General features: G+C 74.4%; 15 protein-coding genes. All 15 read right to left on the reverse strand.

The window, feature by feature from the left end; translation table 11 throughout:
- Window positions 1-16: 16 nt before the first annotated feature.
- Window positions 17-352 carry a hypothetical protein gene (locus VR894_RS11115; RefSeq protein WP_324651561.1) on the reverse strand — a complete coding sequence of 112 codons (336 nt, stop codon included), beginning with the start codon at window positions 350-352 and terminating at the stop codon, window positions 17-19.
- Between the two features lie 39 nt (window positions 353-391).
- Entirely contained in the window at window positions 392-1,195 is an 804-nt protein-coding gene (locus VR894_RS11120; protein WP_324651562.1) for a phage baseplate assembly protein V, read from the reverse strand.
- Window positions 1,192-2,220: a hypothetical protein gene (locus tag VR894_RS11125; RefSeq protein ID WP_324651564.1), complete on the reverse strand. Its 1,029-nt coding sequence runs from the start codon at window positions 2,218-2,220 to the stop codon at window positions 1,192-1,194. Before VR894_RS11125 ends, VR894_RS11120 begins: the two co-directional genes overlap by 4 nt.
- Window positions 2,221-2,223: 3 nt before the next feature.
- Window positions 2,224-3,111 carry a hypothetical protein gene (locus VR894_RS11130; RefSeq protein WP_324651566.1) on the reverse strand — a complete coding sequence of 296 codons (888 nt, stop codon included), beginning with the start codon at window positions 3,109-3,111 and terminating at the stop codon, window positions 2,224-2,226.
- Window positions 3,108-7,151: a peptidoglycan-binding protein gene (locus VR894_RS11135; protein ID WP_324651568.1), complete on the reverse strand. Its 4,044-nt coding sequence runs from the start codon at window positions 7,149-7,151 to the stop codon at window positions 3,108-3,110. The genes VR894_RS11130 and VR894_RS11135 overlap by 4 nt, the downstream gene beginning before the upstream one ends.
- Window positions 7,152-7,195: 44 nt before the next feature.
- Entirely contained in the window at window positions 7,196-7,612 is a 417-nt protein-coding gene (locus tag VR894_RS11140; protein ID WP_324651570.1) for a hypothetical protein, read from the reverse strand.
- A gap of 45 nt (window positions 7,613-7,657) precedes the next feature.
- Window positions 7,658-8,191, reverse strand: coding sequence for a hypothetical protein (locus tag VR894_RS11145; protein WP_324651964.1), 534 nt, complete (start codon window positions 8,189-8,191; stop codon window positions 7,658-7,660).
- A gap of 10 nt (window positions 8,192-8,201) precedes the next feature.
- Complete coding sequence (locus VR894_RS11150; protein WP_324651572.1) at window positions 8,202-8,930, reverse strand: hypothetical protein; 729 nt, start codon at window positions 8,928-8,930, stop codon at window positions 8,202-8,204.
- 602 nt (window positions 8,931-9,532) lie between these two features.
- Window positions 9,533-9,979 carry a hypothetical protein gene (locus tag VR894_RS11155; protein ID WP_324651574.1) on the reverse strand — a complete coding sequence of 149 codons (447 nt, stop codon included), beginning with the start codon at window positions 9,977-9,979 and terminating at the stop codon, window positions 9,533-9,535.
- A 13-nt stretch (window positions 9,980-9,992) separates the two neighbouring features.
- Window positions 9,993-10,544, reverse strand: a complete 552-nt coding sequence (locus VR894_RS11160) for a hypothetical protein (protein WP_324651576.1) — start codon at window positions 10,542-10,544, stop codon at window positions 9,993-9,995.
- Window positions 10,545-10,553: 9 nt separating this feature from the next.
- Window positions 10,554-12,227 (reverse strand): phage tail sheath C-terminal domain-containing protein, encoded by a 1,674-nt coding sequence (locus VR894_RS11165; protein WP_324651578.1) that lies wholly within the window; start codon window positions 12,225-12,227, stop codon window positions 10,554-10,556.
- Window positions 12,228-12,264: 37 nt separating this feature from the next.
- Window positions 12,265-13,470, reverse strand: a complete 1,206-nt coding sequence (locus VR894_RS11170) for a hypothetical protein (RefSeq protein WP_324651580.1) — start codon at window positions 13,468-13,470, stop codon at window positions 12,265-12,267.
- An 87-nt stretch (window positions 13,471-13,557) separates the two neighbouring features.
- Window positions 13,558-14,487, reverse strand: a complete 930-nt coding sequence (locus tag VR894_RS11175) for a bacterial transcriptional activator domain-containing protein (protein WP_324651581.1) — start codon at window positions 14,485-14,487, stop codon at window positions 13,558-13,560.
- A gap of 193 nt (window positions 14,488-14,680) precedes the next feature.
- Window positions 14,681-15,562 (reverse strand): alpha/beta fold hydrolase, encoded by an 882-nt coding sequence (locus VR894_RS11180; protein ID WP_324651582.1) that lies wholly within the window; start codon window positions 15,560-15,562, stop codon window positions 14,681-14,683.
- The gene (locus tag VR894_RS11185; RefSeq protein ID WP_324651583.1) at window positions 15,559-16,524 is read right to left on the reverse strand and encodes a hypothetical protein; all 966 of its coding nucleotides are present in this window, start codon (window positions 16,522-16,524) and stop codon (window positions 15,559-15,561) included. The genes VR894_RS11180 and VR894_RS11185 overlap by 4 nt, the downstream gene beginning before the upstream one ends.
- Between the last annotated feature and the right edge of the window lie 139 nt (window positions 16,525-16,663).

Consider the following 16,663-nt stretch of genomic DNA (forward strand, 5'->3'; position numbering starts at 1 on the left):
GTTCTCCTCCTCGTGGTCATGGCGGCCACCCGTCGCTGACGAAGCCGGCCGCGGGTGGGCCGAGGACGAGCAGCACGCCGGGCGGGGAGGGGATGCGGTCCCCCAGCCGGACGAGCCCACGGCCGGTGACGGTGACCCCGGAGCTGGAGCCGACCGGCCCGATGACCAGCGGGTAGGGCACGCCGGTGACGGAGTTGACCATCATGCAGATCGACCCGGAGGTGGCCAGCGGCATGCCACCGGCCGTGACGACCGGGGGCAGCACGGCGACGATCGTCCCGGAGTCGGGCGCGCCCGTGGCGCCGGGCGTCACGATGACGCTCGCGCCGATGCTCACCGGTGGTCCCGGCATCGCTCCTCCTCTCGTGGGCGGTGGCCGCCCGGCTGGTGCTCACGGGCTGAACTGGGTGAGGCCCTTGACGCTGACGGACGCGCCCTGGACGGTGGCGGCGGCGCCGCCCTCGAGCTTCGCCTGGAGGCCCCGGACGGTGGCGGTGGTGCCGGCCTGGGCGGTGATGCTCGTGCCGGCGTCGAGGGTGATGGACGAGCCCGCGGTGAGCGAGAGGTCGCCGGCGGCCTCGAGGCTGACCGAGCCGGCCGAGGTGAGGGTGACGTCGCCGTCCTGGTTCATCGTCACCGTCGTGCGGCCGGCCTTGACGTGGACGGTGCCGCCGCTGGTGCCGGACTGGTCGAGGCGCAGCTCGGTCTGCCCGGCGGTGGCGGTGACGGTGCCGTCGACGATCCGCACGGTGATCTTCGGGGGCATCTCGATGACGAGCTCGCGGGCCGGGTCCTCGTCCTGGTGGTTGCGCAGCGCGGCGAGCACGCTGGCCTCGTCGGCGGCGGCCAGTGGCAGGCGCAGCACCATCTCGTCGGTGGTCGAGGTCGGGGGCCGGTCGACGTCGTCGTAGACCCGGGCGATGACCACCGGGGCGTTGACGTCCCCACCCTCGAAGGCGACGAGCACCTGGTCCCCGACGTTCGGGATCGCGACGCTGCCGACGTGGCCGGTGCCGACCGGCACGCGTCGCAGGGCGAGCCCGGAGTTCTTCAGCACGACGTCGACGCCGTAGTTCTCGTCGTCGTCGGCGGCGCTGTGCGGGTGGACGGCCTCGACGATGCCGAGCTCGGTCATCCGGACGGCGGCGAGCTCGTGCCGGACGATCGCGGCGATGGTGTCGACGATGGTGCTCACGGCGTGCTCCCGACGGCGGTGGCGGCGGCCCCGACGAGGCTGCGGAAGGCGACGTCGGTGGTGAAGCCGGTGGTCTTGTCCAGGCGGTGCGTGACGCCGGTGACCTGGTAGTTCCCGTCGAGGTCGGTGAGCTCGGGGAAGGCCTCGAGGCGGACGAGGTCCCCGAGGCGGACCTGCGGGCGGCCCTGGATGAGCACCCGGCCGGTACGGGCGGCCGCGGCGAGCGCGTCGGCGACCGCGGTGGCGGCGGTCGCGGCAGCGGCGCTGGTGCGCACGCCCCCGCGCTCGAGGACGAGGGTGGGCGCCGTGGTGCCGGCCTCGGCGGCGCTGAACTTTTTGGTCAGCCACGCCCAGGACTCCTCCCCCTTCGAGGCGCCGGGGCTCTCCCCGAAGAGCCGGACGGTGCCGGCCGCGGGACGGGCGGCGGTGAGCTCGGCGTCGAGCACGTGCTCGCCGTAGCGCAGCTCGTGGACCGTGCGGTTGCCGCTGAGGGACTCGAAGACGAGCTCGCCGTCGGGCGTGACGTAGCAGGAGAAGCCGGCGAGGGCGGCGAGGTCGCGCACGTGGCGGGCGGCGTCGCGGCGGCCGTCGACGACGTAGGCCTCGAGCGCGGGGCCGTCCTCGGCGCGCGCGACGGTCACCTTCGCCTCGGCGGCGAGCGCCCGCACGACGTCGCCGGACGTGGTGTCCTCGAAGGTGCGGTCCACCCGGGTGCGCAGCAGCGCCTCGGCGGTGGAGTGGCCCACGATGCGCAGGGTGCGCAGCTCCGGCTCGACGGCGACGACCGTGCCGGTGAGCACCCGCACCGGGCCGGTCTCGTCGTCGGCGTAGCCGAGGTCGACCGACAGCTCGTCCCCCGGCGTCGCGCGCAGGCCGCCGACCTGGCCCTGGAGGACGGTGACCTCGTCGGCGGGGGTGTCGAGGTCGAGGCGGACGACGATCTCCACGGCGGTGCTCGCGCGCGGCTCGGTGGTCGTGTCGACCACGCGGTCCCCGATGCGCAGGCGGTAGGCGGGACGCAGCACGGTTCAGCCCTCCCCCAGCCAGGCGCGCAGCGCCGGGCTCGTCGTCGTCGGGTCACGGGGGTCGGCGAGCTCGGCGCGGACGGCGTCCCGCAGCCCGGGGTCGGGGCCGAGCACGTCGTCGGCGGGCAGCGGCTCGGGGACGCTGAGCAGGTTGGGGAGATACACGGCGAGCAGGTCGTGGCGGCGGGTGGCGAGCCGCTCGTCGAGCGCGCTGCGCAGCATGGCGCGGGCGAGGCGGGCGCGGTGCCCGTCGGGGAAGGCCTCGCTGAACGTCACGTCCTCGTAGGCGGAGACGAGGTAGGCCAGCTGGGCCTCCGCCCGGGTGGCCGGGTCGTCCGCCACCGACATGAGCCGGTCGAAGCGCCCGGCGTCGGTCCGCAGCGCCTCCCGGGCCGCCACCCAGACGTACCGGGCGAACACGCCACCGGCGTCGGCGCGGTGCTGCTCGGCGGCGGCGAGCAGGCGGTCGGCGGTGGGGTGGGCCGCCTTGAGGCGCAGCGCGAGGCGGAGGTCGGCGAGCACCGGGCCGGAGGGGGTGAGCCGGTGGCACAGCGGCTCGGTGAGGGCGGCGGTGAGGTCGGGGGTCGGGTCGCTGAACGCGACGAGGCGTGCGCCGGCGTCGGCGGGCAGGTGGGCCCACAGCCCGTGGACGTCGCTGGGGCGGGCGCCCTGGGGGCTGAGCAGGAGGACGGGGACGGTGACGACGGTCCCGACGGGGTCGGTGACGTCCCCGGCGAGCACGTCGGCGAGCCGGAGGGTGACCGTGCCGGTGCGCTGGAGGAGGCCGGTGGGGGCGTGGAGCTCCCACTCGGTCAGCGCCGCGTCCTCGACCACCACCTGGAGGACGGTGGCGGTGTCGAGGACCTCGGAGGTCACGGCGTAGGTGCTCATGCGCGGGCGTCCCTCGCGAGCTGGTCCGTCGAGGCCGGGAAGCGGACCTCGACGGGCGTGGTGGCCGCGGCGACTGCCGGTGAGTGGGTGGTGGTGGCGTCGTCGGTCGTCGCCGGCGGGGTGACGACGGTGACCGCTCCGGTCGCCGGGTCGATGGTCCACGCCCCGAGCTGGCTCCACGCCTTCTCGAGCACGACGACGTAGGCGCGGTCGACGGGACGGTCGCCGACCGGTCCGGGGTCGCCCGGGACGGCGGTGAGGGTCGTCCAGGCGGCGAGGGTGGCGCGGAAGGTGAGCCCGAAGTCGAAGCGGCGCAGGGTGGCGGCGGGGAAGCCGGCGTGGGTGGCCGGCTCGCCGTCGCCGGGGCTGTCCACCGCCTCGACGATCCAGCGCTGGCCGAGCGGGCGGGCCGCTCGCGGGGGCCGGATCCGGCTGCGGGTGAGGGTGGCCGAGTCGCCCCCGCGGCCGACGACGCCGGCGCCGCGGCCGGAGTCGAGCAGCGGGGGCGCGATGAGGGCGGGCGCGGGGTCCCCCGGCAGGAAGATCGGGCTGCCGAGCGTGCCGCCGGACGCGTCGGTGGGGTTGGAGGCGAAGACGGTCGGGTCGCGGTGGACGACGGGCGCGCCGCCCGTGTCGTCGATGAACGTGCCGCTGATCGCCTCGACCGCGCTCTCGTTGTTGACCCAGCCGGCGAAGAACCGGTCGATGAGCCGCCGACCGTCCGTGCCTCCGGTGACGACGTCGACCTGGGCGTTGAGGTGGATCGCGGCGGTCCCCGGGTTGGCGATGTCGAAGACCCCGGAGCTCACCCGGATCCCGCCGCCGGCGGGCGTGACGGCGAAGGTGGTGCTCCGCGCGATCGTCGAGTCGAGGAACAGCGTGGCCCGGCCGAGGACGAGGTTGCGGATGATCGAGGGCTCGCGGTCGATCGTGTGCTCGTAGGTGCCGTTGGCGTTGCCGTCGACGAACGGACGGACGTGGAAGGTCCCGACGTTGTCGGTGAGGAGGGTGGCCGCGAGGGGGTTGCCGGCGTCCGGCGTGAGGGTGGGCAGGGTGCCGGCGCCGTGGAGGTCGATGATGTCCTGGGCGTCGTCGCCGCCGTCGGCGGCCGGGATGCCGGTGGCGCGCTGGACGCTCCACAGCACCGGGGTGCCGGCGGGCCGCACGGCGACCGTGAGCGCGATCGGGCCGGTGGCCTCCACCGAGCTCTCCAGCAGCGGGACCGGCGGGTTGGTCGTGGGGTTCTCGTCGAAGTCGGCCGGCGTCGGAACGGCCCGCCCGGGCAGGACGTGCGCGGCCACCGGCGAGTTGCCCAGCCGGGCGGTCTGCGCGGGCGTCGCCGGGATCGTCGTCGTGAGGTTGCTCAGCTCGACGACGGTGAGGCGCACCTGGTCGCCGTCCGGCTCGACGGCGTCGATGCCCAGCTGCAGCGCGGTGTCCCGCAGCGCTCCGCTCACCGCACGGCCCTCCACCCAGAACCGGGTGCCGTCGGTCGGGACGGCGGCGTTCGGCAGCTGGACGGGCGTGGGGACCGGCGCCTGGCCCGCGGCGGCGACTTCGTCGGCGGCGGCGAACAGGCGGGTGCGCGCGTCCAGCGGGTTGAGCACGAGCGTGCCGGTGAAGTCGGTGGGCGTCGCCTGGCGCACGGTGAGCATGGCGCGGCCGGCGTGGTTGCCGGTGTCCTGGACCTGGACGAAGCGCCCGGGGTCGATCTTCTCCGCCTCGGTGAGCGCGGCCGGGTCGGTGCCGGCGGCGGTGCGGCTGGCGTGCAGCTCGAGGAGCAGCTCGACGGCGGTCATCCGGTGCGTGGCGACCAGGCCGGGGGTGCCCCCGACGGTGAGGGTGAGCGTGAGCTCGACGTCCCCGACGGCGGCACTGGCCGTGCGGCCCTCGGCGAACAGCGTGACGCCCGCCTCCAGCTGGTCGGAGGTGAAGACGTTGTCGACGCCGTCGAAGGTCAGCTCGGTGCCCCCGGTGACGGCGTCGAAGATGGCCACGGCGTCGCTCGACCGCTCGAGCAACCCCGAGCCGGTGAACGCGGGGGTGCGCAGCTCCACCGGCCGACGGGCCGGGTTGGTGTGGGGCTTGCGCACGACGACGACGTCCGGGCCGCTGATGGCCGGGACGACCGCGGCGACGGCGGCGCTCACGACGACCAGCTCGACCGGGGCGCCGTCGTAGCGGAAGCAGGTGGCGTTGCCACGGACGTCGGCGAGGGTCTGCTCGCGGGTGCGGAGGAGGAAGGGTCCGTCGACGGAGGCGACGTAGGTTCCCGGGCCCTTGTGCGGCGCCGTCGGGCCGGGGAAGGTGAAGGCGCCGTCGGGGGCGGTGCGGGACGGCACGGGGGTGCCGGCCCGGGTGGCGCCGCTGGTCGTGGGCACCTCCCCGCCGAGGTACTCGCCGTCGGCGGCCATGAGGACGTAGGGGCGCTCGGCGAACGGGCTGCCGTCGGAGAAGACGATGCGGCCGACGACCTCGTGGGTGCCGGGCTCGGCCGGGGTGCGGCACCAGCGCGGCTGCGGCGTGCTCGGGCAGGTCTCGTGCCACGGGACGACGAAGTCGTCCACGGCGGTGGCGGTGCCGTCGTCGAGGCACCAGGTGCCGCCGCCCGCGCCGTCGGGCACCTGGTCGAGCGTGATCGGCTCGGGCACCTGAGCGGGCATCGCCTGCTCCTTGACGAACATCAGCTCGGTGCGGCGGTTGGGCCGCCAGGCGAGCGGAGTACTGCAGACCGGGTCCTGCTCCCCGCAGCCGAGCCAGCGCAGCGGCCCGGAGTCGCAGCCGTCGGCGGCGTTCGGCATGAGCCGGTCGGTGGGCAGGTCGAGCGGGTCGAGGGCGAGGTACTCGCGGATGAGGACCGGCCAGGTGGCGTCCCCGACGATCCCGTCCGGGACCAGGCCCTTGTCCGTCTGGTACTGGCGGACGGCGGCGTCGGTGAGCGCGGGGTCGGCGCCGACGTTGCCGGTGAAGCGGCCCAGCGCCTGGAGCATGTGCTGGTACTCGCGGGTACCCCAGGTGTCCTTGACCGTGGTGATGGTGCCGAACGGGCGGGTGCGGCGCAGCTCGTCCCACTCGGCGACGGAGGCGTCGGGGTCCGAGCCGAAGGTCATCATCGCGTAGGTCGCGCGGCCGCGGCGCTCGGACAGCGCCTGGTTGTAGTCGTCGCCGCCGGTGAGGTCGGTATGGCCGACGACGAGCAGCCGTTCGTCGGGGTGCGCGGCGGCGTGGTCGATCACCTGCCTGAGGACGTGCCTCTCGCACGGCTCGACGAAGGACTTGTCGAAGTGGAAGGTGATGACGAAGACGGTGCCGATCTTCGCCCCGCGGCGCAGCACGATGGTGACCGACGCCGTCTCTCCCGGGACCACCCGCACCTCGGCCGAGCCGGTGAGGGTCTCACGCTGGCCGGTGGGGGTGCGGGTGTCGTCGACGAGCGCCTCGGCGGTGTACTGGCCGGCCGGGAAGGGGTCGGCGAACCAGGTGTCGGGGCGGATGCGCTCGGTGAGCACCCGGTTGACCGGGGCGCCACTCGTCTCCTCGGTGCCGCGGACGGTCACCTGGACGCGGTCCATGTCGAAGTTCGGGTCCCCCTCGACGACGACGGTGACCGAGAGGCGCGCCTCGGTGACCGGTGGCACCGGCGGCGGGGGGATCTCGATCTCGGTGACCTCGACCGGCTCGGCCTCGGTGAGCTCGCGCAGCGTGAGGTGGTACTCGAAGGCGCTCGGCCGGCCGGCGAGCTCGCGGACGTCCATCCGCTCGATGAGCACCTGGTCGACGGCGGTGGCCGAGGTGATGTCCGAGACGAACGGGACCGGGTCGCCGGCATGGAACCGCTCGCGGAGGTCGGCGAGGTGGTCCTTGACCTCCGGTGCGGTGAGCACGCCGGTGAGGGCCAGGTGCGCGCCACGCCGGCCGAGGTCCTGCAGGAAGTCGCCCTCGAGCGCCGGCACGCGGTGACGCACGACGGCCTGGTCCTCGTCGGCCGTGACGACCTGGACCTGCTCGAGCTCCAGGTCGCCGAGCATCGGACGGACCACCGTGCCACCTCCTCCCGCGTGCGTCGGTGCTGCGGATCTGCGGATCAGGCCTTGAGCGAGTTGAGGTGCGCGACGATCGCGTCGATGAGACCGACCAGCTCGGCCTTGACGGCGTCCACCGACGGCAGGCTGGTGACGACGTCGACGACGTCGCCGATGGCGTCGATGCTGCTGGTCTCGCTGGGCAGCAGCTTCTTCGCGGCCTCGAGGAAGGCCGGGATCTTGCCGGTGAACTCGGCGACCTCCCCGAGGCCGGGGATCGCGCCGACGTCGAGGTTCTCCAGCTCGGTCTTGAGCTTGGCGAGCAGGTCGACGAGCAGGTCGATGAGCTCGTTGATCTGCGGGACGAGCGCGGCGATCGCCTGGACGGCGGGCTTGATGGTCGCGACGTTGTCGTCCAGGAAGGACTTGAAGTCCGCGAGGACGGCCTTGAGCTCCTCGAAGAGGTTGGTATCGGCCATGATGCACTTCCTTTGTCCGGCCGGCGCCGCTGCGGCGTCGGGATGTCAGCGGTCGATGGCCTCCCGGAACGCCTGGAGGCGTCCGAGGAGCTCGGTGAGCGGGGTGACGAAGGCGTCCAGTCCGGTGGCGAACGGGACGGCGAGGTCGAGGCCGTCGAGGACGCCGTCGAGGAGGTCGCCCGCGTCGCCGAGGATGTCGGCCTCCAGGGCCGAGGTGTCGGCCGGCTCGACGGGCTCGATGTACTCGCGCAGGGTGAGGACGTAGGCGTAGGCGTCCGGCCGGCCGGCGAGCTGGCGGACCTGGACGTCGTCGAGGAGGACCTCCTCGACGCTCGTGCTGTCGGTGATGTCGGCGACGAAGGCGAGCGGCTTCCCGGTGCGGAGCTGGGTCTTGAGCCGCTCGACGAGCTCGAGGGCCGTCGGGTCGGTGGCGACGCCGCGGACGGTCACGCCGGTGGGCGCCCGCCCGAGGTTCTGCAGCATGGAGCCGTCCTTGCCAGGCGCCTTGTGCTCGGCGACGGCGCGCAGGTCGCTGGTCTCCAGGTCCTGCACCTGCGGGAGCTCCTCCCCCGCGAGCATCGGTCGCACGTCACACCTCGATCCCGTGCCGCCGGGCCGCGTCAGTGAGAACGCGATCGAGCGCCCGCTCAAGCTCCACCCCACTCACGCCGACAGCGGAGTTGTTGCCCCCAACCCCCACCCACCCCGCGCCGAGAGCGGAGTTGTTGCCGCCAGCACCCACCCACCCCGGGCCGAGAGCGGAGTTGTTGCCGGCGCCGTCCACCCCACCCGCGCCCGCGCCCACCCCACCCGCGCCGAGAGCGGAGTTGTTGTCCACCAGTCGCGGTGGGAGTGGTGGCTGCTCGGCGAAGCGAGAGAGGCGACCCACCGGGCGCAGGTCCCGCTCCGGTGCGCCCTGCTCACGCTGCCTCGCGCGTCGCTCCGCGCCGCCCTGCCGCCGAGGGTCGCCCTGCCCTCGTCGTCGACCCTCCCCTTCCGGCCGAGAGCCACCGTCCTGCCGCCGGTGGGCGGACGTGCCCCCCGCGCCGCGGTCGCCGCCTTCGTCGCGCACCGGTCCGTCACCGTCCTTCGCGTCACCCGCCCGCGACCGAGAGCGGAGCCGGCCTGCCCCGCTGGGGCCAGGGCCGTGGCTCGAACGCCGCAGGACCTCGCCGACGCCGTCGGGCGGGTCGACCCGCACCGGACCGGTGTGCCACTGGCGGGAGCTCGCCTCGCTCCCGTGCGCGTCCTCCCGGGAGCCGGGCAGTCGCCCGACGACACGCTCCGCCACCCGCCGGAGCAGATCGTCGGCGGCCACGTCGGGCACCACCGCCTGGCTCGTGTCGCGACGCGGGCGCTGCGGCCGGGGCTTCCGCGGACGCCGGGTCCGCGGCGCGCCCTCTCCTGCGAGCTCGCGAAGTCGGTCGGCCGGCGGGCAGGCGTCGGCAGGGGGAAGCGGCCGTCGGGTCGGGGTGTCGGCCGTTCGCTCCCCGGGCCCTGCGCCGTCCTTGCCGCCGCCCGGGACCTGACTGCCAGCGGCACGGGGGTGCTCGGCCTTGGCGGCAACAACTCCGCTGTCGGCGAAGGGGGTGGTGGCGAGGGGGGGGGGGGGGGGGGGGGGGGGGCGGCTGGGGTGTGGCTTGTGGGCACCTCGGGGCGCAACAACTCCGCTGTCGGCGTGAGTTGGGGGTGGGGGTGGGGGTGGGGGTGGCTCGTCCACCCTCTCCGCGCCCTCGGTGCACTCCTCGAGGGTGCGGCCGTGCAGGGGGCCGCGCAGGACGGTCGGGGGCGGGACGGGCGGGGCGCAGCGCAGTGCCTCGGCCACCTCATGGACCGGGTGGGTGGCGCGGACCACCGACCGGCACCAGTGGGCCGGCGCACCGGCGGGGGCCAGCAGGGAGTCGGGAGGCCGGCCGGTGCTCATGCGACCTCCGTCGCCCGTCCGGACATCTCCAGGTACATGAGGATCTGCCCGATCGTCATCCCGGCGACGTCCTCCGCGGTCCAGCCGAACTCGTCGGCCAGCACGAAGCACGCCTTGGCCAGCGGCGCCTGGACGAGCTCACCGAGCCGGTCGCGGGGCGTGTCGATGCCGCTCAGCTCGTTGATCGTGTCGACGAGGAAGCGGGCGAGCCCCGCCGGCAGGCGCCCCGCCTGTTCCGGACTCAGCGCGGGCTCGACGACGGCGCGCGCGATCATCAGCCCGGCCGCCAGCTCGCGGTCGTCCTTCGCCGCGTGCGCGACGAGCTGGACGTCGCGCACCGTCAGCGGGCGGATCGTCACGGTCCCGGCAGGCCCGCCCGGCGGCAGCGCCACCTCGTGGGTGAGCGCGCTGCCGGCCAGCAGGTCCTCCGCGGTGAGCGCCATCGTCGTCCCCCGCTCAGGCGAACGCGACGTCGGTCGGGTTCGTCTCGCCGCCGCCGCCGTCGCCGGTGCCCTCGCGGTCGAGGACGCGGATCGTCAGCGCGCGGAAGCACAGCTTCTCCAGGACGAAGTCGTCCTCCGGCAGCGTGTAGTGCCAGTTCTCGAACTTCACCCCGCCGATCTCCAGCGTCAGCGAGTTCCCCGGCCGGGCGGGGTCCGCCAGCACGAGCGTGATGGCGAAGGCGGGCTGGACGTACGGCTCGGCCACCGCCGTCGGGCCGGACCCCCGGCCCTGGAGGAGCATGAGCAGCGCGCCGTTGACGTAGGCCCGGCCGACCGTCCCGGAGATGTGGATGTCCCCCGGGCTCAGCGAGACGGGGTGGCGCCGGCCGACCTCGTGGAACTCCTTGAGCGCGGTGTCGACCGAGACGGTGACGTCCGTGAGCCGGCCCACCGTCTGGATCGCGAAGGTGTCGACGATCGAAGCGGCGTCCGCGCCCTCGGGTGAGTCCTCGGTGGCGAGCGTCAGGGTGGCGTGCTTTCCGGTGAATACCTCTGTCAGTGCCATGAGAAGTCCTTACTCGAGGAACATCGTGACGACGATGAAGTCGATGCTGAAGGTGGGCCGCAGGCGGACCTCCACGCGCACGATGCCGCGGATCTCGTCGTCCCGGGTGGCGGTGACGAGGACCTGGTAGCCGTTCTCCGGCGCGAGCATCTCCGCGAGGACCATCCCGTTGAAGAAGTTGTTGAGCGTCGTGTGCAGCGCGCCGCGGACACGCACGTTGTTGAGCAGCCCGATGTACGGCGTCGCGGAGCTGCGGACCCCGTACTTGGCGTAGTCGACGATCCGCCGGGTGGTGATCTGCTGCCACGCCGTGTTGGTCGAAGTCGTGATGCCCCGGACGATCCGGAAGCCCTGCCGTCGCTCGACGGGGACCACCCGGCTGAGCAGCAGCTGCTTGAGCTCGGCGCTGGACAGCTCGTGCTCCAGCCCCTCGACCGGCACCACCTTGTTGGTCAGCGACACGTGCGGCGCCAGGGAGGACATCATCCCGGCGACGACGGCGGCCGTGTAGGCACCGGGCAGGGTCACCTTGACGGGCGGGCTGGCCGAGCGGTCGTCGGCGACGAATCCGGGGCCGACGAGCACCACCCGGTCGCTGTTGAGGTTGTGCGACGAGGCGTCCTGGACGAAGTCGCTGCGGTCGTCCTCCAGCGCCGTGCCGACGACGGCGATGCGCTCGCGCTTGTTGTCGTTGCTCGAGGCGACGGTGCAGTGGGCGGCGAGGTCGTCCCCGATCGTGCCGGCGTCCTGGCCGGCGACGACGATGATGTGCGCGTCGACCCCGAGCAGCGCGTCCAGCCCGGTGGCGTGCAGCGTGCCGGTGGGGTCGTCCGCGCCGTTGGCGCCGCCGGTGAGCGGGGTGGCGTCCAGCGTGCTGGGCACCTCGCCCGCGCTCGTCCCCGCGGTGGCGGTGACGAGGGCGGAGTCGGCCTCGAGGTCGTCGATGAGGTCGTCACCGGAGACGACGTTGTACTCCTCCTCCACGGCCAGCCCGTGCTTGACCGTCACCTTGACGGCGGCGGAGCGGTCGACCATGTACGTGGCCACGATCGTGTCCCCGCCGCCGGGTGCGGTGCCACCGAAGGTCAGCGCGCCGTCCGCCGTCGTGATCGCCACCTGGGTGGGGCTCGGGGCGGTGTCGTAGACGATGGGCAGCACGGTCTCGGCGCCCCCGCCGCCGGGTCGCACGACGATCCGGTTCACGGCGCTCTGGATCACCGGGGAGTGGGCGAGGGCCGGTGGGGCACCGCCGACCTCCTCACCGCGCACGAGGGCGTTGGCGTCGGCCGTGGAGACCTCGACGGTGACGGCGTTGCCCCAGGTTCCCTCCGACCGCGCCTCCACGCGGACGTTCGGGCCGCCGGCCGCGGCCAGGTCGAGGCCGGCGCGCTGGGCGGACCCGGCAGCCACCCGGACGGCCCACACGGTGGTGGCTCCGGCGCGGTAGGCCTGTTCCAGGGCGCGGGTGAGCGTGAGCTCGCCGGACGCGCCGTCCACCCACGTGTCGTACGGCCCGAAGGTCGCGAGCGCGTCGCTGTAGCCGCCCAGCAGCTGGGGCTCTCCGACGGGGCCCTTGGCCGCGGTTCCGACCACACCGAGGGTCCCGACGCTGATGGCGCCGGGGACGATGAGGCCCTCGGGGCGCACTTCGATGAAGACGCCCGGCAGGACTAGTTCGGTCATGACTTCCTCTCCTCCGACTCCGTGCCGCGCCGAGTGGTCATGGCAGCTGCCCGGCCCTCAGGTAGACGACGGCGGTCTGGTCGAGTCCCAGGCCGGGGCCCGGCCGGGTGTAGCGGATCTCGAACCGGTCGGTCGCCGAGGCGAGCACGATCGGCGGGGCGAGGCGGCGGTCGGCGCCGGTGTAGGCGTCGAGCGTGCCGTCCGTGTCCCAGTCGCCCAGGGTCGGGCCGGGGACCGGGGGGCCGAGCGCCGTGAGGGCGTCGGCGGGCGCGAGGGCGACCTCGGCGTCCGGGTGCGTCGGGTCCGCGCCGGTGGTGGCGGCGAGAAACGCGTCGAGGTCGGGCAGCACGGTGGGCGGCGCCGCGCCGCTGAGCCGGCGGAAGGTCACGGTCCCGCCGAGCGGCGGGCCGGGGACCCATGAGAGCGCGCTGATCCGGGCGACGGCACCGGGGCCGCGGATGTGCAGCACCCCCGTCCCCTCCTCGTCCCAGCGCACCATCTCGTCGGTGAGGGTCTCGGTCTCGGTGACCGGGGGTTCCTCGTCCCCGACGGCGGTGGTCACCGGGATGCGGGCGATGAGGCTCGCGGCGTCGTCGTCGGCGGTGTAGCGGTACTCGTACAGGACGGAGTAGCTGCTGGTCTTGCGCCAGGCCGGGATGCTCCCGACGTGCTCGGCGAGGGTGGTGCCGGCGGCGGTGAGCTTGAGGAAGCCGGCGCCGTAGAGGTCCTGGGAGTCGTCGAGGAGCGTCTCGTGCAGGGTGAGCATCGCGGCGTCGACGGCGTCGGGTGAGGCCGCCCAGAGCTGGAAGCGGACGTGGGCGGCCAGCCGCCCACCGCGCAGGGTGAGCTCCCCGAGCGCCTCGGTGCGCTGGGTGCCGATGTGGTCGCCGAGCCCGGCTCGCCGCTCGGCGACCTCCTCGAGCGTGACGTTGCCGCTGGGGACCGCCGGGGGGTCGGCCGGGAGGCGGGCGGACAGCTCGAGGAGCATGTCGGTGACGACGTCGGTCAGCGTGGGCGCGGGCATCATCGCCCTCCTCGCGCCGGGTGGGTCCGCGCTGCCGAGCTGGTGGTCGATGAACCGGGCGACGTCGCCCGGGCGGCGCCACTCGCGCCGCACACCGGTCTGCACGTCGGTGACGAGCCCGCGCCACCCCGCCTGGCCCCCGTCCAGGAGCGCCCGGACCAGGAAGGACCGCGCGACGACGGGCGCCTGGCCGTCGTCGTCGAGAAGCTGGTCCGACATGCCACGTCTACTCCCTGGCGAGGGTGCGGTGCCTGCATGCTTGGGCACCGGCGTCTGCCGGGTGTCTCCGCGGCGTCGTTCAGGCGTCTACCGGGGCTCGGAGTGGCGCAGCAGGGAGTCGAGCGACTCGACGCTGCGCCGCAGGGCGCTGAGCTGGTCCTGGAGCGCGGCGAGCGGACCGTCCCAGCCGGGTGCCGGGGCGTCCACGGGGGCGTCCTCGCCGTGGAGGATGCTGGCACCGAGGGACTCGGTGCTGCCGTCGGGCCGCACGCCCAGCTCGTGCTCCAGGACGGCGCGGCACTGCTGGAGCTGGCGGATCGCGCGGGTCCGGTCCCCGGTCTCGTAGTACAGGCGCATGAGCCGGCGGTGGCTGCGCTCGTGGGCGGGTTCGATGTCGAGCACGCGCTGCGCCCAGGCGATGGCGGCGTCGAGGTTCCGGCGCCGCTCGTGCTCGTGGCTCAGGCGGTCCAGGAGGGTGAGGCACTGGTCCTCGAGGCGGGCGCGGGGCACCATGCACCACTCGTCGAGGCAGCCGACGTGGAGGGGGCCGCGGTACAGGTCGGCGGCGCGGGCGAGCGCGGCGAGCTGGTCGTCGTCGAGGTGGTCGCCGTGCGCGAGGTGGACGGCGTCGGTGAAGGTGGTGACGTCGAGCCAGACCTTCCGGTCGGCGTTGATGCGCAGCGCGTCACCGTCGGCGAGGACGAGGCGTTCGTCCGTCACGACGTCCGCGGCGCGGTGGACGTGCCACAGTGCCTGGCGCATGAGCTTGCGCGAGGCGTCCGCGCGGGCCTCGGGCCACAGCGTGTCGGTGACCGCCTCGCGCAGCATGGCCTGGCCGGGCGCGAGGAGGAGCAGCGCGAGCAGGTCCTGCGCCTTGTGTAGGACGGGCAGCGGGTGCGATGCGCCGAGCCGGGCGGCGAAGGGTCCGAGGAGGAAGACCCGCAGGTGCTCGAGGGCGCCGACTGGCCGAGCGGGATCGCCACCGGGCTGCTCAGCGCCGGTATGGACGGCGTCCACGTCGATCACCTTGGACACGGCTCAAGCCCCCTCGCGTCCGACCTGGCCAGTCTAGGGCCGTCGTTGACGGCGAAACAAGGCCATTCCCGGCGCCTTCGGGCGCCCAGTGGTGCCTGGACGCGGCGGCTGGCCCTCGTCGAACAACGGCGACGACGGTGCGGCGAGCGCGTGGAGCCGCTGCGGGCTCGCCGCCCTACGCCGTCACGAACCGGGTGACCGCCTCCACGACGTCGGCGTCCCGCAGGATCCGCTGGTGCCCGAGCCCGTCGGTGCTGAGCAGCTCGGCGGTGGGCCACGCGTCGGCGATGCGCACACCCTCGGCGTAGGGCACCTCCTTGTCGCGGCGGTCGTGCACGACGAGGACCGGGACGGTGATGTCGTGGCCGGTGAGGTCGAAGTCGCGCAGCGGCCGTCCGGCGAGCGCCGCGAGCTGCCCGTCGAAGCGGCGCTTGGTCCGCGGGCCGTACCCGAGCCGCTGAGCCATGGCGTCGGTCATGGTGAGCACCTCGGCGCTGGGGGCGACGAGCGCGAGCCTCCCGACGTCGAGCCCGTCGGCGGCGGCCATGGTCGCGACAGTCGCGCCCAGGGAGTGGGCGACGACGGCGGACGGCGGGCCGTGGGTGGCGGCGACCGCCCGGAGAGCGTCGATCATCTCGACGGCGGTCGACCGTCGCGGGCCGAGGAACCCTGTGCCGGACTCGCCGTGGCTGGGCGTGTCGAAGGCGACGACCCGCCGTCCGGCGGCGACGAGCGGCGCGACGAAGGTGCCGAGCTGGCCGCGCCACCCGCCCCAGCCGTGGACCAGGTAGACCGGCTCCCCCGCGCCCCAGGTCTCGACGACGAGCTCGCGGCCCGGCGGGAGCGCGACCGTGGAGCACTCCCCCGCTCCCGGTCGCTCGTCGCGCCGCAGACCCTTGTTCCGCGGGATGGTGCACCAGATCCGCAGCGCCCAGCGGGCGGAGACGGTGGGCGCGACGCGGTCCAGGGCGCCGAACGCCGTGCGCACCCCCGTGAGCTGCGCGCGGCGGGCGGGGCTGAGCGACCGCCCGCCCGTCGTCGTGGGCTGGCTCGTCATGAGGTCTCCCGGTCCCACCAGCGCAGCACCCGCAGTGCCCGCAGGGTGACCCACCGGGACGGCCGGCCCACACCGTCGTCGAGGGTGAACCAGACCTGCCCACGGAGCTCCCGGTCCAGCGCCCAGGTGCCGTCAGGAAGGCGGCGGGAGCGGACGTGCTCGACGGCGTCGGCCAGCCGCGGGTCGGGTGCGGTCCCGGTGCGGACGCTCACGGCGCGGACGTGGTCGAGGCCGCGCAGCACGTCGTACGCCCAGCGGCTCGGGTACAGGAACCGGAGGTAGTCGGGGTCGGCCGGCTCGCCCGTGCTGAGCCGGCGGAACAGGCCGCGCTCGAGGAGGAACTCCTCGCCGGAGGCGCGTGCCTCGCGGGACGCAGCGGTGCCGCCGGTGGCGCGCTCGAACTCGAGCAGCCCCTCGAGGACGTTGATGGTGCTGTCGAACGAGGACCGCACCGACCCCCTCGCGCGCTCGCAGTTCCAGCCGCCGTCGGGGAGCCGGTCCGCGACCAGCCGCTCGACGACCGGGGCGACGTCCACCCCGAAGTAGGCGCCGTCGGCCACGGTCCGGCCGTTGATGCACTCCTCGACCTCGCCCTTCCAGAAGGGCTGGTCGCCCTCGTCCCAGCGTGAGCTCGCGCCGACGAGCTCGACGGCGCGGCGCGCCCGTTCCGTCGTCGGGTCGAGGCCGAGCTCACGGAGCTGGGTGAGCGCGTAGGTCGTGGCGGTCCAGGGCTGGCCGGCGGTCTCCCACGTGCTCCAGTCGAAGTCCTTGGGGACGAACGAGCCGCCCGCCCACTGCCCGTCGGGGTCCTCGAGGGCGAGCAGCCGCGTACCCCAGCCCTCGGTCTCGACGCGTGACCGTTCGGCCCGCCACTCCTCCTCGGGCGCGTCGAGCAGGTCGCGCATCACCTGCCAGCGGATGGCGGGGTCGGAGTCGAGCAGCCAGGTCACGGCCGGGTCCATGGTGGTGACGGTAGTCCGACGCGGGTGCGTGCGGTCATCGAATTGCGTCATGGGACTGCCGCCGAGCAAGCCGCCGGGGTCGGCCGATGAGTTCCGGCATCGGCCCCGGTCGAAAGAGACAACGGCCACCCGCGAGAGG

The organism is Georgenia sp. H159, assembly GCF_035607575.1.
Classification (GTDB): domain Bacteria; phylum Actinomycetota; class Actinomycetes; order Actinomycetales; family Actinomycetaceae; genus Oceanitalea.

What these genes read in the sequence shown, in the direction of transcription:
- VR894_RS11115 (WP_324651561.1), bottom strand. Translation starts at nt 352, where the DNA reads ATGCCGGGACCACCGGTGAGCATCGGCGCGAGCGTCATCGTGACGCCC.
- VR894_RS11130 (WP_324651566.1), bottom strand. Translation starts at nt 3,111, where the DNA reads ATGAGCACCTACGCCGTGACCTCCGAGGTCCTCGACACCGCCACCGTC.
- VR894_RS11140 (WP_324651570.1), bottom strand. Translation starts at nt 7,612, where the DNA reads ATGGCCGATACCAACCTCTTCGAGGAGCTCAAGGCCGTCCTCGCGGAC.
- VR894_RS11145 (WP_324651964.1), bottom strand. Translation starts at nt 8,191, where the DNA reads ATGCTCGCGGGGGAGGAGCTCCCGCAGGTGCAGGACCTGGAGACCAGC.
- VR894_RS11155 (WP_324651574.1), bottom strand. Translation starts at nt 9,979, where the DNA reads ATGGCGCTCACCGCGGAGGACCTGCTGGCCGGCAGCGCGCTCACCCAC.
- VR894_RS11160 (WP_324651576.1), bottom strand. Translation starts at nt 10,544, where the DNA reads ATGGCACTGACAGAGGTATTCACCGGAAAGCACGCCACCCTGACGCTC.
- VR894_RS11165 (WP_324651578.1), bottom strand. Translation starts at nt 12,227, where the DNA reads ATGACCGAACTAGTCCTGCCGGGCGTCTTCATCGAAGTGCGCCCCGAG.
- VR894_RS11170 (WP_324651580.1), bottom strand. Translation starts at nt 13,470, where the DNA reads ATGTCGGACCAGCTTCTCGACGACGACGGCCAGGCGCCCGTCGTCGCG.
- VR894_RS11180 (WP_324651582.1), bottom strand. Translation starts at nt 15,562, where the DNA reads ATGACGAGCCAGCCCACGACGACGGGCGGGCGGTCGCTCAGCCCCGCC.
- VR894_RS11185 (WP_324651583.1), bottom strand. Translation starts at nt 16,524, where the DNA reads ATGGACCCGGCCGTGACCTGGCTGCTCGACTCCGACCCCGCCATCCGC.